18 protein-coding genes are annotated in these 21,318 nt (G+C 67.4%); 10 read left to right on the top strand and 8 right to left on the bottom strand.

What is annotated here, in order from left to right; genetic code table 11:
- Positions 1-54: 54 nt before the first annotated feature.
- Positions 55-1,344, bottom strand: coding sequence for a replication-associated recombination protein A (locus tag AB0B25_RS05780; protein ID WP_357175752.1), 1,290 nt, complete (start codon positions 1,342-1,344; stop codon positions 55-57).
- A 290-nt stretch (positions 1,345-1,634) separates the two neighbouring features.
- Here AB0B25_RS05780 and AB0B25_RS05775 point away from each other — a divergent pair, with 290 nt between their 5' ends.
- Both AB0B25_RS05775 and AB0B25_RS05770 read left to right on the top strand, forming a co-directional pair.
- Entirely contained in the window at positions 1,635-1,982 is a 348-nt protein-coding gene (locus tag AB0B25_RS05775; RefSeq protein WP_357175267.1) for a YciI family protein, read from the top strand.
- A gap of 19 nt (positions 1,983-2,001) precedes the next feature.
- The gene (locus AB0B25_RS05770; RefSeq protein WP_357175265.1) at positions 2,002-3,249 is read left to right on the top strand and encodes a sigma-70 family RNA polymerase sigma factor; all 1,248 of its coding nucleotides are present in this window, start codon (positions 2,002-2,004) and stop codon (positions 3,247-3,249) included.
- Positions 3,250-3,284: 35 nt separating this feature from the next.
- Here AB0B25_RS05770 and AB0B25_RS05765 read toward each other — a convergent pair whose 3' ends face one another.
- A complete protein-coding gene (locus AB0B25_RS05765) occupies positions 3,285-4,454 on the bottom strand; it encodes a kinase (protein WP_357175262.1) in 1,170 nt (389 codons plus the stop codon).
- Positions 4,455-4,638: 184 nt separating this feature from the next.
- Between AB0B25_RS05765 and AB0B25_RS05760 the strand changes: the two genes are divergently transcribed.
- Positions 4,639-5,643, top strand: a complete 1,005-nt coding sequence (locus tag AB0B25_RS05760; protein ID WP_357175259.1) for a hypothetical protein — start codon at positions 4,639-4,641, stop codon at positions 5,641-5,643.
- 168 nt (positions 5,644-5,811) lie between these two features.
- Here the strand turns inward: AB0B25_RS05760 and aspS are convergent, their stop codons facing one another.
- Positions 5,812-7,605 carry an aspartate--tRNA ligase gene (gene aspS, locus AB0B25_RS05755; RefSeq protein WP_357175256.1) on the bottom strand — a complete coding sequence of 598 codons (1,794 nt, stop codon included), beginning with the start codon at positions 7,603-7,605 and terminating at the stop codon, positions 5,812-5,814.
- A gap of 169 nt (positions 7,606-7,774) precedes the next feature.
- On the opposite strand from aspS, the gene AB0B25_RS05750 reads away from it, so the two are divergent.
- The gene (locus tag AB0B25_RS05750) at positions 7,775-8,701 is read left to right on the top strand and encodes a neutral zinc metallopeptidase (RefSeq protein WP_357175254.1); all 927 of its coding nucleotides are present in this window, start codon (positions 7,775-7,777) and stop codon (positions 8,699-8,701) included.
- Positions 8,702-8,831: 130 nt separating this feature from the next.
- A complete protein-coding gene (locus tag AB0B25_RS05745; protein ID WP_357175251.1) occupies positions 8,832-9,377 on the top strand; it encodes a hypothetical protein in 546 nt (181 codons plus the stop codon).
- 77 nt (positions 9,378-9,454) lie between these two features.
- Here AB0B25_RS05745 and AB0B25_RS05740 read toward each other — a convergent pair whose 3' ends face one another.
- Positions 9,455-11,008, bottom strand: a complete 1,554-nt coding sequence (locus AB0B25_RS05740; protein ID WP_357175248.1) for a hypothetical protein — start codon at positions 11,006-11,008, stop codon at positions 9,455-9,457.
- Positions 11,005-11,334, bottom strand: a complete 330-nt coding sequence (locus tag AB0B25_RS05735) for a type VII secretion target (RefSeq protein ID WP_357175245.1) — start codon at positions 11,332-11,334, stop codon at positions 11,005-11,007. The genes AB0B25_RS05740 and AB0B25_RS05735 overlap by 4 nt, the downstream gene beginning before the upstream one ends.
- 205 nt (positions 11,335-11,539) lie before the next feature.
- Here AB0B25_RS05735 and AB0B25_RS05730 point away from each other — a divergent pair, with 205 nt between their 5' ends.
- From AB0B25_RS05730 to AB0B25_RS05715, 4 genes are all read left to right on the top strand, one after another.
- The gene (locus AB0B25_RS05730; protein WP_357175242.1) at positions 11,540-12,541 is read left to right on the top strand and encodes an NAD-dependent epimerase/dehydratase family protein; all 1,002 of its coding nucleotides are present in this window, start codon (positions 11,540-11,542) and stop codon (positions 12,539-12,541) included.
- Positions 12,542-12,572: 31 nt separating this feature from the next.
- Positions 12,573-13,589 (top strand): Rv2578c family radical SAM protein, encoded by a 1,017-nt coding sequence (locus AB0B25_RS05725; protein ID WP_357175241.1) that lies wholly within the window; start codon positions 12,573-12,575, stop codon positions 13,587-13,589.
- A gap of 118 nt (positions 13,590-13,707) precedes the next feature.
- Positions 13,708-15,681, top strand: coding sequence for a 2-oxoacid:acceptor oxidoreductase subunit alpha (locus tag AB0B25_RS05720; protein WP_357175238.1), 1,974 nt, complete (start codon positions 13,708-13,710; stop codon positions 15,679-15,681).
- Positions 15,678-16,757, top strand: a complete 1,080-nt coding sequence (locus AB0B25_RS05715; protein WP_357175235.1) for a 2-oxoacid:ferredoxin oxidoreductase subunit beta — start codon at positions 15,678-15,680, stop codon at positions 16,755-16,757. Before AB0B25_RS05720 ends, AB0B25_RS05715 begins: the two co-directional genes overlap by 4 nt.
- 71 nt (positions 16,758-16,828) lie before the next feature.
- Here the strand turns inward: AB0B25_RS05715 and AB0B25_RS05710 are convergent, their stop codons facing one another.
- From AB0B25_RS05710 to hisS, 3 genes are all read right to left on the bottom strand, one after another.
- On the bottom strand, positions 16,829-17,842 hold the full coding sequence (locus tag AB0B25_RS05710; protein ID WP_357175232.1) for a malate dehydrogenase: 1,014 nt from the start codon (positions 17,840-17,842) through the stop codon (positions 16,829-16,831).
- A gap of 192 nt (positions 17,843-18,034) precedes the next feature.
- Positions 18,035-18,682 carry a hypothetical protein gene (locus AB0B25_RS05705; protein WP_357175229.1) on the bottom strand — a complete coding sequence of 216 codons (648 nt, stop codon included), beginning with the start codon at positions 18,680-18,682 and terminating at the stop codon, positions 18,035-18,037.
- Positions 18,683-18,823: 141 nt separating this feature from the next.
- Positions 18,824-20,095: a histidine--tRNA ligase gene (gene hisS / locus AB0B25_RS05700; RefSeq protein ID WP_357175227.1), complete on the bottom strand. Its 1,272-nt coding sequence runs from the start codon at positions 20,093-20,095 to the stop codon at positions 18,824-18,826.
- A gap of 139 nt (positions 20,096-20,234) precedes the next feature.
- Between hisS and AB0B25_RS05695 the strand changes: the two genes are divergently transcribed.
- Positions 20,235-21,128 carry a peptidylprolyl isomerase gene (locus AB0B25_RS05695; RefSeq protein ID WP_357175749.1) on the top strand — a complete coding sequence of 298 codons (894 nt, stop codon included), beginning with the start codon at positions 20,235-20,237 and terminating at the stop codon, positions 21,126-21,128.
- Positions 21,129-21,318 lie beyond the last annotated feature (190 nt).

Here is a 21,318-nt window from a genome sequence, read left to right as displayed (position 1 = left end):
TGTCCGGCAGCCCGGCGAACCCCCGCGGACCCGTCCACCGGGTCCGGTGTGGCTTCACCCGCGCACGATCCGGCGCAGCTTGTCCACGCGCGAGCCGATCTCGCGTTCATGGCCGTGCTCGGTCGGGCGGTAATAGTCGACCCCGACCAGCTCGTCGGGCGGGTACTGCTGGGCGAGAACGCCGTCTTTGTTGTCGTGCGGGTACCGGTAGCCCTGGGCGTTTCCGAGCTGCGCCGCGCCCGCGTAGTGACCGTCACGCAGATGCGGTGGCACGGCGCCTGCCTTGCCCGCGGCGACATCGGCCATGGCGGCGCCGATCGCGGTGACCACCGCGCCGGACTTGGGTGCGGTGGCCAGATGAATAGTGGCCTGAGCCAGCGCCAGCCGCCCTTCCGGCAGGCCGACCAGCTGCACCACCTGCGCCGCGGCCGTCGCCGTCTGCAACGCCGTCGGATCGGCCATGCCGATGTCCTCGCTGGCATGGATCATCAGCCTGCGGGCAATGAAGCGCGGATCTTCGCCGGCGCTGAGCATCCGGGCCAGGTAATGCAACGCGGCATCGACGTCCGAGCCACGGATGGACTTGATGAACGCGCTGATCACGTCGTAATGCTGGTCTCCGGCACGGTCGTAACGGACGGCTGCCTTGTCCACGCTCGCCTCGACGAGTTCGACATCGACGGTGCCATCCAGAGACGATTCGGCGGAGGCCTCCAGCGCGGTGAGCGCGCGTCGCGCGTCGCCGCCCGCGATACGGATGATGTGGTCGAGCGCACCGTCGGTGACGGCGTACTCGCTGTCGAGCCCGCGTGGATCGGCGAGCGCGCGAGTCAGCACTTGGCGCAGGTCCGATTCGGTCAGCGACTGCAACTGCAACACCAGCGAGCGCGACAGCAGCGGTGACACGACGGAGAACGACGGGTTCTCCGTGGTCGCGCCGACCAGCAGCACGATCCGGTTCTCCACCGCGGCGAGCAGCGCATCCTGCTGGGTCTTGGAGAAGCGGTGCACCTCATCGATGAACAGCACCGTCTGTTCACCGACCGATAGTCTGCGACGCGCCACATCGATCACCGCACGCACCTCCTTCACCCCCGCGGAGAGCGCGGACAGCGCCTCGAAGCGGCGGCCGGTCGCCTGCGAGATGAGTGCTGCGAGAGTCGTCTTTCCCGTGCCCGGCGGACCGTACAGCAGCACCGACGCTGCTCCGGAGCCTTCGATCAGCCTGCGCAGCGGCGACCCCGGACCCAGGAGATGCTGCTGTCCGACCACCTCATCCAACGCGGCAGGGCGCATCCGCACCGCCAGGGGCGCGCCCGCGTCCCGACGCACCACGTTGTCGATCGTGTGCCCGACCGGGACGGCGGCCGAACCGGGCACATCGAACAAGCCATCGTTCACCGAAAGAACGTTACCGAGCCGCACCGACAGCGCTGCGGGCCGTGGTAGCCGACACACCAGCCCGCCTCCGGGGTTTTTCCCGCACCGGCCGCGGTCGACATTCGCACCACATCGAAATACCGGGGATCTCGGAGCAGAATTTCTTCGACAGGGTGTCGATCTGCCATGAGTTCGCGCGTCGGAATGAGTACGGCGGCCCGATCAGCGGGCCCGGAACCCGAAGGAGCAAGACGATGAGCCAATACCTTGTGCTGCTGTACGAAGACGAGACCGCCTACGCGGCGGCGTCACAGGAGGTGATGGGCGAGATCTACCAGGACCATCTCGCCTTCCAGAAGATCGCGAAGGACTCGCTGCGCGGCGGCAACGCACTACAACCGACCAGCACGGCGACCGCGATCCGCAAGCGGGACGACGGTGGGTTCACGGTGACCGACGCGCCGTTCGCCGAGGCGAAAGAGGCGCTCGGCGGCTACTACCTGCTGGAGGCTCCGGATCTGGATGCCGCGATCGCGCTCGCCGAGCAGGTGCCCGCCCGTTTCGGCGGCGTCGAGGTCCGTCCGATCATGACCTTCGAGTAGGCGGGCCCGGACCAGTTCGATGCGAATCGACACCGAAGCCGCCGCGGCGGTCGAGCGGGCGCACCGGCGCGAGTGGGCATTCGTGCTCGCCGCGACGGTGCGGCTGGTCCGCGATTTCGACCTCGCCGAGGAATGCGTCCAGGACGCCTACGCGAAGGCGCTCACCGAGTGGTCGGCGCACGGCGTTCCCGCCAAGCCCGCCGCCTGGCTGACCACGGTCGCGCGCAGGCGCGGTCTGGATCTTCTTCGCCGCGAGTCGACGCTGCGCCGCACCTTACCGAAGCTGGTCACCGACCCGGCCGACGACGACACCGCCGACCGCGCGATGCGCGTCCTCGACGATATCCCCGATGACCGGCTGCGCCTGATCAGCACCTGCTGTCACCCGGCGCTGTCCAGGGACGCCCAGGTGGCGCTCACCCTGCGCATGGTCTGCGGCGTCACCACCGCCGAGGTCGCCCGCGCCTTCCTGATCAGCGAGTCGACCATGGCTGCCCGGATCACCAGAGCCAAGAAGAAGATCGCGCTCGCCCGCATCCCCTACCGGGTACCGTCGGTGCGCGAACTCCCGCAGCGACTCGACGCCATCTGCGCGGTCGTCCACCTACTGTTCACCACCGGCCACACCGCACCCTCCGGTGACGAACTGGTCCGCCGAGACCTCGTCGACCGAGCGCTGGAGTTGGCCAGGATGATGCACACGCTGGTCCCCGGCGACCCGACGGTGACCGGCCTGCTGGCGCTGATCCTGCTGACCGACGCACGTCGCGACGCCCGACTCGACCCGCGGGGACGGCTGTGCACCCTCGAACATCAAGACCGTTCCAGGTGGGACCGCGACGCCATCGAGGAGGGCATCGGACTGCTGAACAGCGCCCTCCCACACACCGACAGATACACGGTGCAGGCCGCCATCGCCGCCGTGCACGGCGAGGCGTCCAGTTGGAAACAGACCGACTGGCGCGAGATCACCGGTCTGTATCTCGTGCTGCTCCGCCGCTGGCCTTCACCTGTCGTTCGGCTCAATTACGCTGTAGCCGTCGGCCTTTCCGGTGACCTAACGCAGGGCCTCGCGCTGCTCGACGCGCTGGCGGATGACCCAGCCCTCGCCACCTACGGCTATCTCGAGGCGTCACGCGCGGCATTCCTCGCCGACCTCGGCCGTAGCGCGGAAGCGGCGACTGCCTACGAGTCGGCCCTGCTGCTCACCGAGAACGGCGTCGAACGCGCACATCTGGAAGCGCGTCTCGCCGAACTCACCGGCTGACACACCACGACTCCGGCGTCGGATGTCGCGGACACCTATTCCGACCAGCGTTCTTCCAACATCGCCGACACATCCTCGGCGAAATCGCCGACGATGTCGTCGCCCGTGCACCGGGCGTCTTCGGCGAGCGCGGCCCAGCGATTGATCAGCGCAGCGGAGCGTGGCACCGACAATCCATGCTCGCGCGCTGAGGCGATGCGGCCGTGGTCGGCGGGCAGGAACCAGAAGGTGGACAGCCACACCCAGATCAGCCGGGCCTCGAGGATTCGCTCGGCGAGCAGGTCGTCATCGGCCAGCGCGGGCCACACGCCCACCACCTCGGAACGCCACGCCTCCACCATCTGGCTGGCGCGTTCCCGCGACAGTTCGACATCGCACAGGCAGCCGGGGAAGGACACCAGCGCGTAGGCGATGTCCAGCGTCGCGTCGCGGAACCCACCCCACTCGTAGTCGAGGAAGCGCGCCCCCTCCTCGTTCAGGATCACATTGTCCGGGCACAGGTCCGACGGACTGAACGCGCGGAAACGCCCTGCGGAGTAGAGCCGGTTGCCCCGCACGATACGCTCAGCGATCTCGCCGGGCACCTCGACGCCCAGTTCACGCTGCAGCAGCTTCGGCACCTCGGCGATCGCCGACTCGGCCTGCTGCGCGATACCGTCGACGCGATGCACGACGTCCACCCGGCGCAGCAGTGCGACGAAATCGGCCTCGCGTCCGACCGTGGCCGCATGCATCCGACCGAGCGCCTGCGCGAATGCCATCAGCGCGTTACGGGAGGCGGGCTCGGCTCCGGACCGCAGCACGGCCGTCAACAGGGAGTTCTCGCCGAGATCGCTGAGAATCAGCAACCGCTCCGGCAGACTGTGGGCGATCAGGTACGCACCTGGCCGATGCTCCCGACTCAGGGCGGTGGTGAACTGATAGGAGACGGCCTCGCGGAGAAACGCGGAATCGATGCTGACGACGCCCGGAGCCAGACCACCGGTCCGACGGTCCCGAGCAGCACCGCGGACCTGCTTCACGATCAAGGTCCGTGGCAACGAGAAGGCATTCTCCGCTACACGCACACGGAGGACGGTCGTTCTTCCACTACCGCTGAGTTCGATCGGATCGCTCAGCTTTACCGGAGCACCCATTCGCTTTGTGAGCAACTGTTGCGCTGCGGACACGACTTCGGTGGCGCGTTCGGCCAATAGTGCGGTCATCGCCTTTCAAGCTACTCGCATCCGGTCACTTCTAGCGAGCGGTTACACAACCTTTCCGCGTCGCTCGGCGTGTCTGCGCCAAGGTTGAACAACGGTCACCGGTTGCTTGACACTATTGCGCCGGTCAGGTTTCTCATCGTCAACTGCTCTGCGCCACAGCGCAAATGAGTGGAAAGGTCTACGCATGACCGAAACACCGCCCCCCGTGCCGAAGGAATCAGCTGCCGGTGCCGCCGACCCGAGTCACGCGCAGGGCGTCGCAGCGCGGCCGGGACAGCACGAAAGCCAGGCCCCGCCGGTTCCGGGCCCCGGGACCGGCCACGCCCCTAACGAGATGGCCGGCTCGGCGGGATACCCGCAGTTCGGGGGCCCTGGCGCGACGCAATACGGCAACGAATCGCTGGACCCTCCGCCAGTGATCGCGCCGCATACCGGCTACGGGCCGCAGGGCACCGGTCCCAGCCCGACGCCACCCGGCGGCATGCCGCAGCCGGGCACGATGCCTCCGCCCGGTACCGCATCAGCACAGCAGCCGGTCTACGGCTACCAGCAGGTTCCCATGGGCCCCGGCACACTCGATGTAGGTCAGGCGCTGAGCTATGGCTGGGCGAAATTTCGCGCCAATCCTGGGCCGTGGGTCGGCGTGACCGCCGTGGGCGTGCTCATCTACCTGGCATTCCTGCTCGTCGTGCAGATCGCCGATCCCACGACGATGTTGCCCTTGCTGTTGATCTGCCTCGCGGCGCTGGCCGGCGTCTGGTTGCTGCAGGCAGCCATGGTCCGCGGCGCGCTGTACGAAACCAATGACACGCCACCGTCTTTCGGTTCGTACTTCCGTTTCCTGAATGCGGGCAACGTCCTGCTCACCGCGCTGCTGGCGTTCAGCCTGACCGTCCTCGGCTCCGCGCTGTGCCTCGTCCCCGGACTTGTCGCCGGCGTGCTCTGCATATTTTCACTGCACTACGTCCTCGATCAGGACCAGGGACCGTTCGAGGCGCTGAAGTCCAGTTTCACCCTAGTGATCGCCAATATCTGGCAGGTGCTGCTGCTCGTGCTCGCGGTCACGGTGGTGACCTTCTTCGGCTTGCTGCTGTGTGGTATCGGCCTGCTGGTCGCAGGCCCGGTCACCATCATCGCGGTGACCTACGCCTACCGCGTGCTCGACGCAGGCGCCTACCCCACGCTGTAGCGACGATCACCGATCGATCGGACCGCATCCCGATCCAGCGCACGAACCGCCGGCGGCCCGGCCTCGCTGCCCGCGCGAGGCCGGAGCTCGAGCATCCTCCCGACCACAGCGAGGCCCCGCGACGTTCGCTGCCGGCCGGAAGGGAAGGTACCGCTCCCGCGCGACGAGCTAGTGCACGGGCTTGTCGGCCTCGCCCTTCTTCTGCTCCGACTTGGCATCCAGACCTGCCTCTTTACGCTGTTGCGCGGTGATCGGCGCGGGTGCGTCGGTCAGCGGATCGACACCGCCTCCGGTCTTCGGGAACGCGATCACATCGCGGATCGAATCGAGCCCGGCCAGCAGCGCGGTGATCCGGTCCCAGCCGAAGGCGATGCCGCCATGCGGCGGGGCGCCGAAAGCGAAGGCGTCCAACAGGAATCCGAACTTCTCCTGCGCCTCCTCGTGGCTGATCCCCATCACCTTGAACACGCGTTCCTGCACATCGCGACGGTGGATACGGATCGAGCCGCCGCCGATCTCGTTGCCATTGCAGACGATGTCGTAGGCGTAGGCCAGCGCGGAGTCCGGGTCGGTGTCGAAAGTGGCCAGCGACTCCGGCTTCGGGGAGGTGAACGCGTGGTGCACCGCGGTCCACGCGGAATGCCCCAGTGCCACATCGCCGCTCGCCGTCGCCTCGGCGGTCGACTCGAACAGTGGCGCGTCCACGATCCACACGAAAGACCAGGCGCTCTCGTCGATCAAACCGACCTTACGAGCGATCTCCCCGCGCGCGGCGCCGAGGAGGGCGCGCTGCGCCTTGGCCGGGCCGGCCGCGAAGAACACGCAATCCCCAGGTACCGCACCGACATGTTTGGCCAATCCCTCACGCTCGGCATCGCTGAGGTTCTTGGCGACCGGACCGCCGAGCGTGCCATCCTCGTTCACCAGGATGTACGCCAGGCCCTTCGCGCCACGCTGCTTGGCCCACTCCTGCCAGGCGTCGAGCTGACGACGCGGCTGGCCCGCACCACCCGGCATGACCACCGCGCCGACATAGGGCGCCTGGAACACCCGGAACGGCGTGTCCTTGAAATACTCGGTGCACTCGGTGATCTCGATGCCGAAACGCAGGTCCGGCTTATCGGAGCCGAAGCGCCGCATGGCCTCGGCATAGGTCATGTGCGGGATCGGCGTCGGGATCTCGTAGCCGACCAACTTCCACAGCGCGGCGAGGATCTCCTCGGCCAGCAGGATGACGTCGTCTTGACGGACGAAACTCATCTCGATGTCGAGCTGGGTGAACTCGGGCTGGCGGTCGGCGCGGAAGTCCTCGTCGCGGTAGCAGCGCGCGATCTGGTAGTACCGCTCGATTCCGCCGACCATGAGCAACTGCTTGAACAACTGCGGGCTCTGCGGCAGTGCGTAGAAGCTGCCCGGCTGCAGCCGGGCGGGCACCAGGAAGTCGCGCGCGCCTTCCGGGGTGGATCGGGTCAACGTGGGCGTCTCCACCTCGACGAACTCGTGACGGGCCAGCACCTCGCGGGCGGCCGCGTTGACCTTGGACCGCAGCCGGATGGCGTGCGCCGGCCCCTCGCGACGCAGATCCAGGTAGCGATGCTTCAGGCGCGCCTCTTCCCCCGGCTGCTCATCCAGCTGGAAGGGCAGCGGTGCGCTCTCGTTCAATACCTCGAGTTCGGTGACGTTGACCTCGATGCCGCCGGTGGGCAGCTCCGGGTTCTCGTTACCGTCCGGGCGCAACTCCACGACGCCGGTGACTCGCACGCAGTATTCGGCGCGCAGCCGATGCGCTTGCTCGGCCGGCTCGCCTTCGCGGAACACCGCCTGGGCGACGCCCGACGCGTCGCGCAGATCGATGAAGATCACACCACCGTGGTCACGACGCCTGGCCACCCAGCCGGTGAGGGTGACGGTCTGACCGGCATGCTCGCTTCGCAGCGAACCAGCCAAGTGGGTGCGCAGCACGGTGTTCCTTTCGACGACTCGGCACCGGCGCGGTGTGACCAGGTGCGGGTCCATCGTAGTGAGACACATTCGCCGAGTGGAAACCGATATCGCCACGCGCGTGCCAAGCTGTATCGGCGAGGGCCGGGACCGAACGCTGTGAGCGACCATAAACGAGAAAGCGACAACGATGACCTTCAACGAGGGCATGCAGATCGACCCTGATCGGGTGTCGTCCGGCGGTGGCCCCGGTATGGGCGGCAAGATCGCGCTGGGCGGCGGCGCCGGCGGTCTCATCGTTCTGGTACTGACCCTACTGCTGGGCGGTGACCCCGGTTCGGTCCTCGGCAACTTCACCGGCGCACAAGACCAGAGCCAGACGCAGCCGGGCACGGCGGGCACGCCGAGCCACTGCAAGACCGGCGCGGACGCCAACAAATACCTCGACTGCCGGGTGGTGCTCACCGCGCAGAGTCTGGACGCCGTGTGGTCCACCGAACTGCCGAAGCAGACCGGCAAACGGTACGCGCAACCGAAGGTCGTCCTGTTCTCCGGCGCCACCTCGACCGGCTGCGGTAACGCCACCAGCTCCGTCGGCCCGTTCTACTGCCCGGCGGATCGGACCGCCTACTTCGACACGAGCTTCTTTCAGGAACTGGTGGACCGCTTCGGTTCCAGCGGCGGTCCGCTCGCACAGGAATACGTGGTGGCGCACGAAATCGGCCATCACATCCAGAACCAGCTCGGCGATATCGGCCGTGCACAACGGGATCCGCGCGGTCCGGAATCCGGCGCGGTGCGCACCGAGCTACAGGCCGACTGCTACGCGGGACTCTGGGCGCACTTCGCGGACAAACTGCCCGCACCCGGCGGTGGCCAGCCATTCCTGAAACCGCTGTCGGACACGGACATCCGCGACGCCCTGTCGGCGGCATCGGCGGTCGGCGACGACCGCATCCAGCGCGCGGCCCGCGGCAGGGTCAATCCCGAAGGTTGGACGCATGGGTCGTCCGAGCAGCGGCAGAAGTGGTTCCTCACCGGCTACAAAACCGGCGAAGTGCGCGCCTGTGACACCTATTCGGCCCAGGACCTGAACAATCCACCCGCCCTGCGGTGATTCGATCGACCGCACAGTTCGACTCGACTGCACGGCGCACCAGGACCCGCACCGCTCCTGGCTCTGTCATGATCGACGGCAGTTCACCTGTGCCACACGCGAACACGGGTCATACCGGAAGATTGGATTGATGCGAAAAACGACAGCGAGTGTCCTGGTTGCGATGCTGGCGCTCGCGGTGGGCGTCGGTACCGCCGCGGCCGAGCCGAACCCCGACCGGCCGCCGCTACCCAGTGCGTTGCCTTCGGTGTCCACCACGCTGGCACTGCTCACCCTGACGACTATCCCCGACGGCTGGGAGGACCGGATGGATCTGCGTCCACAGCTGGAGGTATTCGCCGACGGGAGGGCGGTCAAGAGTCCCGACGCCGTTGCCGCCGATCGCGGGCCGGATGCCCCGCCGAAACGGGTCGACGGGCGCATTCCCCAGGAGGTGCTGACCGCGGCGCTGGCCGAGACCAGATCCCTGGCGGCCGCGGACCTCGGCATGGCGAAGGGCACCGACCGAACCAGCCGGATCATCGACTACATGCCGCAGTCACCGAATGAGGATGTGCACCTCATCGTCTACGCACCCGACGCGACCGACGGGCTCGGCGCCGAGCAGGTGGCCTCGCGCAAGCGCTTCACCGACCTCTACACGAAGCTGCTCGACGCATTCGTTCAAGGCAACTGACAAGCACAGCCGAGCATGATTCGGTCCGAGCGGCATAAACCGTTCGGACCGAATCACGTGGTGACTGTTTCGCCGCGCTAGAACTGGTCCTGCTCGTAGTCGAAACTGATGATCTCGTCAGCGTGTGTCGCGCCGATGACGTTCGGCGTGGACTCCCCGAGGGGACCGGTGAGGTCGTCGTTGCCGGTGGGGCTCAGATATGGCTGCACTGTGCGCGAATGCTCGTCTTCAGCGCTGCGCTGCCCCGCCGCGGCGGCGGGTCCGCCCAGGAAGCTGTTGGCGCCGGTAGGGGTGGCGCCGGGACCGAACGGTGCGGCGGCAACCGGCTTGGCCGACGAAACCGCGGTGCCGGGCAGGCCGGTGGGCTTGGGTACCGACGGTGTGCTCGATGTTCCCGCCCGACCGGGGATTCCCGTCGGCCCGCCATGACCGATACTCGGGCTGTGCGGCGTGTGCACCGACGACGGGGTGGTCGAGGGATAGCTCGGTATTCCCGGTGCGGACGAATCCAGGCCGGCAGCCTGGGTGATGGTATCCGCGGTCGACTGGGCCTGTTCCAGGATCGGTTGGCCGACGTTCTGTGCCAGCGCCTGTGCGACTTCCTGCGGCGCCGGGCCGCTCCCGGATCCGACCAGCTGCTGCACCGCATTGCCGAGTTCGGCGGTCTTGCCCGCCAAGTCACCGCGGGTGGCGTTGACAACGCCCACAGCATGGCCGAGGTGCTCGGTGGCCGCGGCGATCAGCGTCGCCTGCGCCGGCGGGGTCAGGATCACCGGCGCCAGCGCGGTCGCCTGGGTGGCGAACGCCGCGGCGATGCCCAGCAGCTGCGCATTGCCCTGCTGTACCACGGTGGCGGCGCGCTGGGTGAGCTCGGCGATATCGATACCACGCCGGCTGGTCTCGTGGCCTTCGACGTTGGCCTGCTGACCCGCGACCTGCGCGTTGCGGGCGGCCTGGCTCTGCCAGACCTGGTCGACGGTGGCCATACTGCCCTTGCCCACCTGCATGGCCATCTCGATGACCTGGGAGGACCGACTGAGGATCGCCGTCGGATCGAACGCGCCGATGACACCGGTGCCGAAACTGCCGAGCAGATCGAGGAGCGGCTTCATGAGCACATCCACTCCCGGCAGCGCGGGCACCGCGATGCCCTGCAGCAGCGCGGCGACCGGGTCGGCGGGCAGCGGCGGCAACACGGCCTGTCCCGCGTTCGCAGCCTGGCTCGCCGCGGCGGACACCGCGCTCGGCGCGTCGGCGAGCGTACCGCTCAGTACACCCTGGGTGGCCTCGACCACCGGAGCAGCGACCTGGCCGATCGCCGCGCGCATGTCGCCGAGCAGCGTGGAGACCTCGTCCGGAACGCCCGTACCGCTCAGGCCAGGCAGGCCCGCCGGAATGGCGCCGACCGAGGTCTGGTCCTCGGAGATCTTGCGCGACAACACGAATGCGGGCGGTTCGATGGGCGGCAGATCGTCGGGCAGTTGTGGGAGCGGAAGATCGAGCACCGCCTGCGCGGGCGAGTGCTGCACTGCGTCGAGCACGGTCTGCCGACCGATATCGACGTTCTGCTCGGCCGCGTGCGCGACGGCCTCGTCCGCCGGCGCGATGACGCCGCTGTCGAGTGGTCTCATAGCACGCCACCGATCCGGCCGGTAGCGGATCCGAGCGCGCCTGCCGCCGACCAGTCGGTGGCCTCGTAGGCACTGGCAGCGCTGAACGCCGACTGTGAAAGCTTGGCGTACTTGGCCGACAGATCGTTGATGTCCTTGGCTTGCAGCACCTGGGCAGCAGCGAACATCGCGAGATAGTCGGCGCCGATCAGACCGAACACGGGAACCAGCGCGGAGACGTTCCGCACCGCATCGAGATTTCCGGCCCCCGCGAGATCGTCGGCGATGCCCGCGTTCGTGGCAGCGAACGCCCGGACCGCCGCGGTCTCCACCGAGAGATCACTCATCGAGTTGCCCCCCCAAAAAAATTGTTGTGAACAGCTGTGTCATGAACTTCGTCGCGACCTGCTTGTTCCCTGCCGAATCGGCTGGGCCGCTACGGTTCGGCCCAATATAGCGGACCTCGGCGACAAGTTTCGAGAGCTGACGCGGGACGTGCGCGCAAAATTGTAACGTGTTGCAAATTAGAACAAGTTCTATATTCTCGGTGTCATGAAGGTCGCAGTGACCGGCGCAGCCGGCTACCTTGGCACCAATCTGATTCGCCTCGCCACCGAGCGCGGCCACGAGGTCACCGCCATCGACCGAACAGTCCCCGACACGGCGATGCCACCGAATGTGACCTGGGTACGCGGCGACGTGCTCGATCCAGCCTCGATGCACGCCGCGCTGGCCGGCGCCGAGATCGTCTATCACCTGGTCGCGGTGATCACCCTCGCCGAGAAGAACGACCTGGCGTGGCGGGTGAACACCGAAGGGGTGCGCGTGGTCGCCGAGGCCGCGCTGGCCGTCGGCGCGCGCCGGATGGTGCATGCCAGCTCGATCCACGCGTTCGACCAATACAGCTGCGGCGGCCGGATCGACGAGAATTCGCCACGGTCGACCGACCCGACACTTCCGGTGTACGACCGCTCGAAGTGGGCAGGTGAGGTGGCACTACGCAAGGTGGTCGACCGAGGCCTGGACGCGGTGTTGTGCAACCCCTCCGGCGTCTTCGGCCCCTTGGACTACAGCAAGCCGCTGTCGAGAATCAACCGCACGCTCTGCGACGCGGCCCAAGGCAGGGTTCCCGCCATCATCGGCGGGGGTTTCGATCTGGTCGACGTGCGCGATGTGGCCAACGGCCTGCTACTGGCCGGCGAACTGGGCCGCACCGGCGAGAACTATCTGCTCGGCGGATCGATGATCTCGATGCTCGACCTGTGCAGGCTCGCCGCAGGCCACGGCGGCAGAAAAGGGCCGAAGTTCGCCATTCCCGCCAAAGTGGTGGCCGGAATCATCCCGGCACTCGCACCGATCGGCAAGTTGTTCGATTCCGACGTCGTCTCCAAGGCCGCGGTCGGCGCGCTGATCTCGGCGCCGATCGTGGACCACAGCAAAGCCGAACTCGAACTCGGCTACCATCCCCGCCCTCTCAACGAGACCGTCCGCGACCTGGTCACCTTCTTCGCAGACCCGGCCCGGACGACACCGGGGCCGTCCCGAATTACTTGACAGCAACTAGAACACATGTTCGACTGAATGGGTGCGATGGCAAAGCCGAACCGTGGACGCCGAGGACGGCGCGCTGCCCGGGCTGTCCCGCGCAGGTTTCGTACGCACCGTTACGACTCCTGAGTTCGACGGCATCACTTTTCACGAGGTGCTGTGCAAGAGCGCGCTGAACCGGATACCCGAGGGCGCCAACCTGCCGTTCCGATGGACGGTCAATCCGATGCGCGGCTGTTCGCACGCGTGCCGATACTGTTTCGCACGCAGCACCCACGAGTATCTGGACCTGGACGCAGGCCGGGACTTCGACGCGCAGATCGTCGTGAAGACGAATATCGCGGCGGTACTGCGCACCGAGTTGAACAAGCAGTCCTGGCATCGTGAGACCGTAGCGCTGGGCACCAATACCGACCCGTATCAGCGCGCAGAGGGAAGATATCGAGTCATGCCGGGCATCATTCGCGCGCTGGCGGATTCCGGCACCCCGTTCTCGATCCTGACCAAGGGCACGCTGCTGCGCCGCGACCTGCCGTTGCTCACGCAGGCCGCCCGCGAGGTGCGAGTCGGCCTCGCCGTGTCCATCGCTATCCTGGACCGGGACCTGCACCTCGGCCTGGAAACCGGCACGCCCTCGCCCCGCGCCCGGCTGGATCTGGTGCGCGTGCTCACCGACGCGGGATTCATGGTGCATGTCATGGTCGCGCCGGTGATTCCCTTGCTCACCGACAGCCACGCACACCTGGACGCGCTCTTCGGCGCCATCGCCGCGGCCGGGGCCGGCTCGGCCGTCGCGTTTCCGATGCACCTGCGCGGCAGCACCAGAGGCTGGTTCCTGACGTGGCTGGCCGAACACCACCCGGACCTGTTGCCTCGCTATCGCCGGCTCTACGGCCGAGGCGCGTACGTGACGCCGGAATACGCGACCTGGCTGCGCGGCCGAGTCGATCCGCTACTGGCCGCACACGGCCTGACGCCACACAAGACCGCAGAACCCGAGACACAATCCGAAACTGCACACACGGACGCCGCACAGCTGGCATTGTTCGCTTGACGCCCCCACCATCGGTTTTCCGATTCTCGTCGGTCCACTCGCTCCGGGGGCACACACCACGCTCGACGGAGTAGTTTGGCGATGACACCTCTCATCAACGAGGAAGTGAAGCAGGTACATGGTTTCGCACCAAAGTGATGTCGGCACAGCGAAATTGGAAAAGGTCGTCATACGGTTCGCCGGAGACTCCGGCGATGGCATGCAGCTGACCGGCGATCGCTTCACCCACGAGGCCGCGGCGTTCGGCAACGATCTGGCCACCCAACCCAACTTCCCGGCCGAGATCAGAGCACCGCAGGGCACGTTGCCGGGTGTCTCGTCGTTCCAGATCCAGATCGCCGACTACGACATCCTCACCGCGGGTGACCAGCCCGACGTGCTGGTGGCGATGAACCCCGCGGCGCTCAAGGCGAACCTGGAGGATCTGCCACGCGGCGCCACGATCATCGTCAACACCGACGAGTTCACCAAGCGCACTCTCGCGAAGGTCGGCTACGCCGCCGATCCGCTGGAGGATGACACGCTGTCGGATTTCGTGCTGCACCGGGTGCCCATGACCTCGCTCACCCTGGGCGCCACCGAATCGACGGGCGTCGGCAAGAAGGACGGCCAACGCGCGAAGAACATGTTCGCGCTCGGTCTGCTGTCCTGGATGTACGGACGCCCGATCGGCGGCACCGAGCAGTTCATGCGAGAGAAGTTCGCAGCCAAACCGGAGATCGCCGAGGCGAACGTGCTGGCTTTCCGCGCGGGCTGGAACTACGGCGAGACCACCGAGACCTTCGCCACCACCTACGAGATCGCGCCCGCCAAGTTGCCGCCGGGAACCTACCGCCAGATCACCGGCAACACCGCACTCGCCTACGGCCTTGTCGCGGCAGGGCAGCTCGCGGGGCTGCCGGTTTTCCTCGGGACATACCCGATCACGCCCGCCTCGGACATACTGCACGAGCTGAGCAAGCACAAGAACTTCGGCGTCACGACCTTCCAGGCCGAGGACGAGATCGCCGGAATCGGGGCCGCCCTCGGCGCTGCCCTGGGCGGCGCGCTCGGTGTCACCACCACCTCCGGGCCCGGCCTCGCACTCAAGAGCGAGACCATCGGCCTCGCGGTGATGACGGAGTTGCCGCTGGTGGTGATCGATGTGCAGCGCGGCGGACCGTCCACCGGCCTGCCGACCAAGACCGAGCAGGCCGACCTCTTGCAGGCCCTCTACGGCCGCAATGGCGAGTCCCCGGTGGCGGTGCTCGCGCCCCGCTCTCCCGCCGACTGTTTCGCCACCGCGGTGGAGGCGGCGCGGATCGCGCTCACCTATCGCACGCCGGTACTGCTGCTGTCCGACGGCGCGATCGCGAACGGTTCGGAACCGTGGTCGATCCCCCGCGTCGACGAGCTGGCGCCGATCGACCCCGCGTTCGAGCCGGAAGGCGATGACGCCGATCCATTCCAGCCTTACGCCCGTGACCCGGAGACGCTGGCGCGCCCGCTCGCCGTCCCCGGCACCAGGGGCAGAGCACACCGAATCGGCGGACTGGAGAAGGCGGACGGCAGCGGCAACATCTCCTACGACCCGGCCAACCATGAACTCATGGTGCGGTTGCGGCAGGCCAAAGTCGACACGATAGGTGTCCCCGATCTCGTGGTGGACGACCCGCAGGACCAGGCCGAGCTGCTACTCATCGGTTGGGGCAGTTCTTACGGTCCGATCGGTGAGGCGTGCCGCCGCGCACGCCGCCGGGGCGTGTCGGTCGCCCAAGCGCACCTACGGCATCTGAATCCGTTGCCCGCAAATCTCGGTGACGTGCTCCGGCGCTACCGCACCGTAGTCGCGCCGGAGATGAACGGCGGCCAGCTGGCTCTGCTGCTCCGCGGGAAATACCTGGTCGACGTGCAGCCGTGGACGAAGATCGCGGGCACAGCGTTCTCCGCCCAAGAACTGGTCGGAGTGATCGACGCGGCACGCGACGGATCGATCGCGGATATGGAACAGCACAAGGCCTTCGCCGCGCGGGCGCAGGCCACCTATCGAACGCGGTCGGACAAGGTGCGTCCACAGCCGTGCGCCGAGCCGAACATCGGGGGTACCGAATGACCATCGTCGAAACCTCGCTTGTCGGCGCCGATCTGGGCCTGACCGGGGTATCCGGGGTGCCGTCGGCGGACGGACCGCAGAAAGCGAAGGACTACACCTCGGATCAGGAGGTGCGCTGGTGCCCCGGGTGCGGTGACTATGTGATCCTGGCGACCGTGCGCGGTTTCCTTGCCGACCTCGGGTTGCGCCGGGAAAACCTGATGTTCGTCTCCGGGATCGGCTGCTCGAGCCGCTTCCCGTACTACTTGGAGGCCTACGGAATCCACTCCATCCACGGTCGCGCGCCAGCGATCGCCACCGGGCTCGCGGTCACCCGCCCCGATCTGTCGGTCTGGGTGGTGACCGGAGACGGTGACGCGCTGTCGATCGGGGGCAACCATCTCATCCACGCGCTGCGTCGCAACGTGAACATGACGATTCTGCTGTTCAACAACCGGATCTACGGGCTGACGAAGGGCCAGTACTCACCGACCTCGGAGCAGGGCAAAGTCACCAAGTCCACGCCGATGGGCTCGGTGGACCACCCGTTCAACACCCTGTCGGTCGCGCTGGGCGCCGAGGCGACTTTCGCGGCCCGCGCCCTGGATTCCGACCGCGCGGGACTCACCGAAGTGCTGCGCGCGGCCGCCGAACATCGTGGCACCTCGTTCGTAGAGATCCTGCAGGACTGCCCGATCTTCAATGATGGCTCGTTCGACGTGCTCCGGCGCGAGAGCGCCGCGGACCACCTCATCCCGCTGCGGCACGCCGAGCCCATCCGCTTCGGCACCGAGGGCGAATTCGCGGTCGTGCGAAAAGGGTTCGGGCTGCAGGTGGCCCGCGCCGACAGCGTCGCGGAGTGCGACATCGTGGTACACGATGCCTACGCGGAAAACCCGGAGTACGCCTACGCGCTGTCGCGGCTGTCCGACCAGGATCTCGGGCACGTGGTCACCGGTATTCTCCGCCGCGTCTCGAGGCCCACCTACGATGACGCGGTGCGTGCCCAGACCGAGGTGGCCCGCGGGCGCGATCCGATCGATCCGGGATCACTGCAGTCGCTGCTCAGCGGACGCGAAACCTGGACGGTCGACTAGGCTCGCGGGTCGGAGCAGACGGATCCGCGCGACGGCGGGACGTCGCGCGGATTCGCGGAGCGCGAGATGCGTCAGACGCGCTTGGCGAATCCGAGGTCGATGACGGCGTCGCGCTCCTGCGCCAATTCCGCGACCGAGGCGTCGATGCGGGCACGGGCGAGATCGTCGATGCTCAGTTCCGGCACGATCGTGTAGTCACCGTTTTTACAGGTCACCGGGAACGAACTGATCAGCCCTTCAGGCACGCCGTAGGACCCGTCCGATGGGACGGCCATGGACACCCAATCGCCCTCCTCGGTGCCCCGCATCCAGTCGTGGATGTGGTCGATCGCCGCGCCGGCCGCGCTGGCCGCCGACGACGCGCCGCGAGCCCGGATGATGGCCGTGCCGCGCTGCTGCACCGTGGGGATGAAGTCGTCGGTCAGCCAGGCGCGACCGCCGCCGACGCGGTCGAGGGCGCGACCGCCCGCGATGGTGGCGTGCGCGATGTCCGGATACTGGGTCGCGGAGTGGTTGCCCCAGATCGCGACGCGGGCGATATCGGCGACGGGCGCGCCGGTCCGCGCGGCCAGCTGGGCGATGGCGCGGTTGTGGTCGAGACGAGTCAATGCGGTGAAACGCTCGGCGGGAACATCAGGAGCGTTGCTCATCGCGATGAATGCGTTCGTGTTGGCCGGGTTCCCGACCACCAGCACCCGTACATCGTCCGCGGCGCCGGCGTTGATCGCCGCGCCCTGCTCCGCGAAGATCGTGCCGTTGGCAGCGAGCAGATCCGAGCGCTCCATCCCCGCGGTACGCGGACGAGCCCCGACCAGTACCGCGATGTCGACGCCCGCGAAACCGGTCCACGGATCGTCGCTGATCTCAATGGACTCCAGCAGTGGGAACGCACCGTCCGCCAGCTCCATCGCGACACCCTCGAGCGAGGCCACCGCGGCGGGGATCTCGAGCAACCGCAGCCGCACCGGCGTGTCGGCGCCGAGCATCGCGCCGGCCGCGATCCGGAACAGCAGGCTGTACGCGATCTGACCGGCGCCTCCGGTCACGGCAACAGTCACGGGCGCGGTCCCGGCAGCGGTGCTCACGACAACTCCTTGCGGTAGGCGGACTCTCGGTGCCCACCCTATCGACTCGAAGAGATCACGAAGCTGGTTGGTGAGTGACACGACAGTAATCCGATCGTGCGGCTGAAGACCCCGGGTGCGCGGCATGGTAGGTCTGCCGGGCCGGGGACAACCGACCCGACCGAACGGGTCGATACTGCCGACGTGTACCGGTCAGCCGAGCGTGGCAACCTCGGTGTCGGTCAGCACGATCGGCGACACCATGTCTTTGGCACGCGCCAGCCGCACGGCGCGATACAGTGGCCGCTCGTCCAGCCCGGCGTCGCGCGCCTCGGCCCGCAATTGGTGCGTCAGCATCGCGGCAACCGCCACTGCCGCGGCCAAATGACTTGTGGCGAGTGCGTCGGCCAGTCTGCGTAGACCCAGCAGGTGCAGTTCACGCCCGCTGCCTGCATCGGTATACATGGCCAGCGGGATGATCTGCGAGGCTTCCCCCACGGTGACCCGCAGGACGATGCGGCTCAACCGGGCCGGGAACACGAGCACCTCGACGCCGGTCGCCGCCGAGATCTCCAGCTGCCGTTCACCGAGCAGCTTGCGCGCATGAATCGTCGTTCCCGTCAACCACATTCGCCGCCGCCGCACAGCGATGGCGTACAGCACGGTCGGCGCGCCGACGGCGATACCGATGGCAGCAGCGATCGGCCAGCTCACGACGGTGGCAGCCAGCAGCGCCGCCCCGATCCCGATGCCCGACGCGGCCAGCGCAAGCCTGCGTAGCATCGGTGCGTACAGCTCGGGCGCGACCAGATCGAGTCCTACCGGCGCAACCGCCTGCTGGTCACCAGAATTCGTCGACACTGCACTGCCTTCCCGACCGAGGCGCCGGTCGTTTGCGGTGACGCGACCGCGCCGACCCGACTGGCGAGCGGTGCGCTCGTTGTCACGTGTACCCCGCACACCGCCACCAGAACCCCGAATTCGGTGGTGTCGACGCCGCGGCTAGCCGGCAAGCGAGTCGCGGATCACCCCGACCGCCTCGTCCAGCGGAACCTGCCGTTGCTCGCCGGTCGCCATGTCCTTGAGCCCGATGGTGTTCTCCGCGAGATCGCGGTCGCCCAGCACCAGGGTGAGCTTCGCGCCGGACCGGTCGGCCGCCTTCATCGCGCCCTTCACACCACGACCGCCGTAGGCGAGATCGACCCGGATGCCCGCGGCCCGCAACTGCCCGGCCAGCACGACCAGCTGATGTTTGGCGGCATCGCCCAGTGGCACACCGAACACGTCGCAGCGCGCTGGGCTACCCACCGACTTACCCTCCGCCGCCAGCGCGAGCATCGTGCGGTCGACACCGAGGCCGAACCCGATCCCCGACAGCGGTTGACCGCCGAGTTCGGCCATCAGCCCGTCGTAGCGACCGCCGCCACCGATGCCGGACTGCGCGCCGAGACCGTCGTGCACGAACTCGAAGGTGGTCTTCGTGTAATAGTCGAGACCGCGCACCATGCGCGGGTTCACCACATACGGCACCCCGAGCGCTTCCAGGTGCCCGAGCACCTGCTCGAAGTGCGCCTTGGCCGACTCCGAGAGGTGATCGATCATCAGCGGAGCATCCGCTGTCATCGCACGCACCTCGGGCCGCTTGTCATCGAGGACGCGCAGCGGATTGAGCTGGGCGCGGCGCGTGGTTTCCTCGTCCAGCGGCAGACCGAACAAGAACTCCTGCAGCAACTCCCGGTACTGCGGGCGGCAGGTCTCATCGCCGAGTGAGGTGATCTCGAGCCGGAACCCCTCGAGCCCGAGTCCACGGAATCCGCCGTCGGCGATGGCGATCACCTCGGCGTCCAATGCCGGGTCATCGATGCCGATCGCCTCGATACCGACCTGCTGCAGCTGCCGGTAACGGCCCGCCTGCGGCCGCTCGTAGCGGAAGAACGGACCGGAATAGACCAGCTTCACCGGGAGCTGACCACGGTCGAGTCCGTGTTCGATGACAGCGCGCATCACGCCCGCGGTGCCCTCAGGGCGCAGGGTGACGCTGCGGTCGCCACGGTCGGGGAAGGTGTACATCTCCTTGGTGACCACGTCGGTCGACTCGCCGACCCCGCGGGCGAACAACGCGGTGTCCTCGAAGATCGGCAGCTCGACATGCCCGTACCCGGCCAGTTGGGCGGCCCGGAGGAGGCCGTCGCGCACCGCGACGAACTCGGCCGAGCCGGGTGGCACGTAGTCCGGTACCCCCTTCGGGGCGGAGAAGCTGCTGGTCTTGGTCACGATGCTCCAGTTTCCACCACCACGCCCCGCGAAGTCCAACCGGCTTCCCGAACCGACTCTCAGGAAGGATACGGAACAGTCTCAGGAAGAAATGGCACACTCTTATCCCGATGTCACCGGATACGGGAGGAACGTGGTAGTGCCGAGCAACGAACAGCGACGAGCAGCGGCGAAACGCAAGCTGGAGCGCCAGCTCTCCCACCGAGCGCAACGGGCGCAACGGCGCAAGCAACTCACGATCGCCGGCTCGGTGCTCGGTGTAGTCGTAGTGGTCGCCGCCGTCACCGGGGTGTACTTCCTGACTCGCGGGGAGGACAGCAACAACTCCACGGCCGCCGACGCCGCACTCTCCGATTCCGCTGCACTGTCCGATTCCCCGGCTCCCGCGGCGCCGCCTGCCGCAAAGGCGAAGCCGGCGAAGGTCGACTGCGTCTACCACGACGGCGCCAAGGCCGCGAGCAAGCAGGTGGCCAAGCCGAAGGGTGACGGCATCCCGACCACCGGTGTCGACGCCGAGGTGAGCGTCAGCATGGAGACCAGCCAGGGCCCGGTCGGACTGACGCTGAACAACGCCGCGGCGCCCTGCACCGTGAACAGTTTCGTCAGTCTGGCTTCGCAGAACTTCTTCGACGGCACCGCCTGCCACCGGATGACCGCCAGCACGATGCTGAAGGTGTTGCAGTGTGGTGACCCGACCGGCACCGGAACCGGCGGTCCCGGTTATGAATTCGACAACGAGTACCCGACCGATCAGTACGCCCAGGACGATCCGGCGACCAGCACACCGATCGCCTACAAGCGCGGTGCGCTCGCCATGGCGAACGCCGGCCCCGGCACCAACGGCAGCCAGTTCTTCATCGTCTACGGGGATTCCCAGTTGCCGCCGCGGTACACGATCTTCGGCACGGTGGACGAGAACAGCCTCGGCACCCTCGACAAGATCGCCCAGATCGGCCAGGACGATTCGAACGGGCCCGATGACGGCAAGCCGAAACAGCCGGTCACGATCCAGTCGGTACGAATCGACCGCTGATCCTCTAACTCGCGGGCCCGCGGCCGAGATAACGGCGGCGGGCCCACGTCGTACCGGGCATGTGACCAATCGATGTCACGCGGCCCGGATAGGACACTCTGTGCGGTAAGCATGTCCTGAATCAGAAGATCATCCGGAGAGTCCGAAGGCGTGCCGGAATTGTGCGATATATGCTGATAACCAGGCGCGC

The organism is Nocardia sp. NPDC049190, from assembly GCF_040648115.1.
In the GTDB taxonomy this organism is placed as follows: domain Bacteria; phylum Actinomycetota; class Actinomycetes; order Mycobacteriales; family Mycobacteriaceae; genus Nocardia.
This window is presented reverse-complemented; position numbering and strand designations above follow the sequence as displayed.

What these genes read in the sequence shown, in the direction of transcription:
- AB0B25_RS05750 (WP_357175254.1), top strand. Translation starts at nt 7,775, where the DNA reads ATGACCTTCAACGAGGGCATGCAGATCGACCCTGATCGGGTGTCGTCC.
- AB0B25_RS05740 (WP_357175248.1), bottom strand. Translation starts at nt 11,008, where the DNA reads ATGAGACCACTCGACAGCGGCGTCATCGCGCCGGCGGACGAGGCCGTC.
- AB0B25_RS05745 (WP_357175251.1), top strand. Translation starts at nt 8,832, where the DNA reads ATGCGAAAAACGACAGCGAGTGTCCTGGTTGCGATGCTGGCGCTCGCG.
- AB0B25_RS05770 (WP_357175265.1), top strand. Translation starts at nt 2,002, where the DNA reads ATGCGAATCGACACCGAAGCCGCCGCGGCGGTCGAGCGGGCGCACCGG.
- AB0B25_RS05715 (WP_357175235.1), top strand. Translation starts at nt 15,678, where the DNA reads ATGACCATCGTCGAAACCTCGCTTGTCGGCGCCGATCTGGGCCTGACC.
- AB0B25_RS05735 (WP_357175245.1), bottom strand. Translation starts at nt 11,334, where the DNA reads ATGAGTGATCTCTCGGTGGAGACCGCGGCGGTCCGGGCGTTCGCTGCC.
- AB0B25_RS05730 (WP_357175242.1), top strand. Translation starts at nt 11,540, where the DNA reads ATGAAGGTCGCAGTGACCGGCGCAGCCGGCTACCTTGGCACCAATCTG.
- AB0B25_RS05775 (WP_357175267.1), top strand. Translation starts at nt 1,635, where the DNA reads ATGAGCCAATACCTTGTGCTGCTGTACGAAGACGAGACCGCCTACGCG.
- AB0B25_RS05760 (WP_357175259.1), top strand. Translation starts at nt 4,639, where the DNA reads ATGACCGAAACACCGCCCCCCGTGCCGAAGGAATCAGCTGCCGGTGCC.
- AB0B25_RS05765 (WP_357175262.1), bottom strand. Translation starts at nt 4,454, where the DNA reads ATGACCGCACTATTGGCCGAACGCGCCACCGAAGTCGTGTCCGCAGCG.
- AB0B25_RS05720 (WP_357175238.1), top strand. Translation starts at nt 13,708, where the DNA reads ATGGTTTCGCACCAAAGTGATGTCGGCACAGCGAAATTGGAAAAGGTC.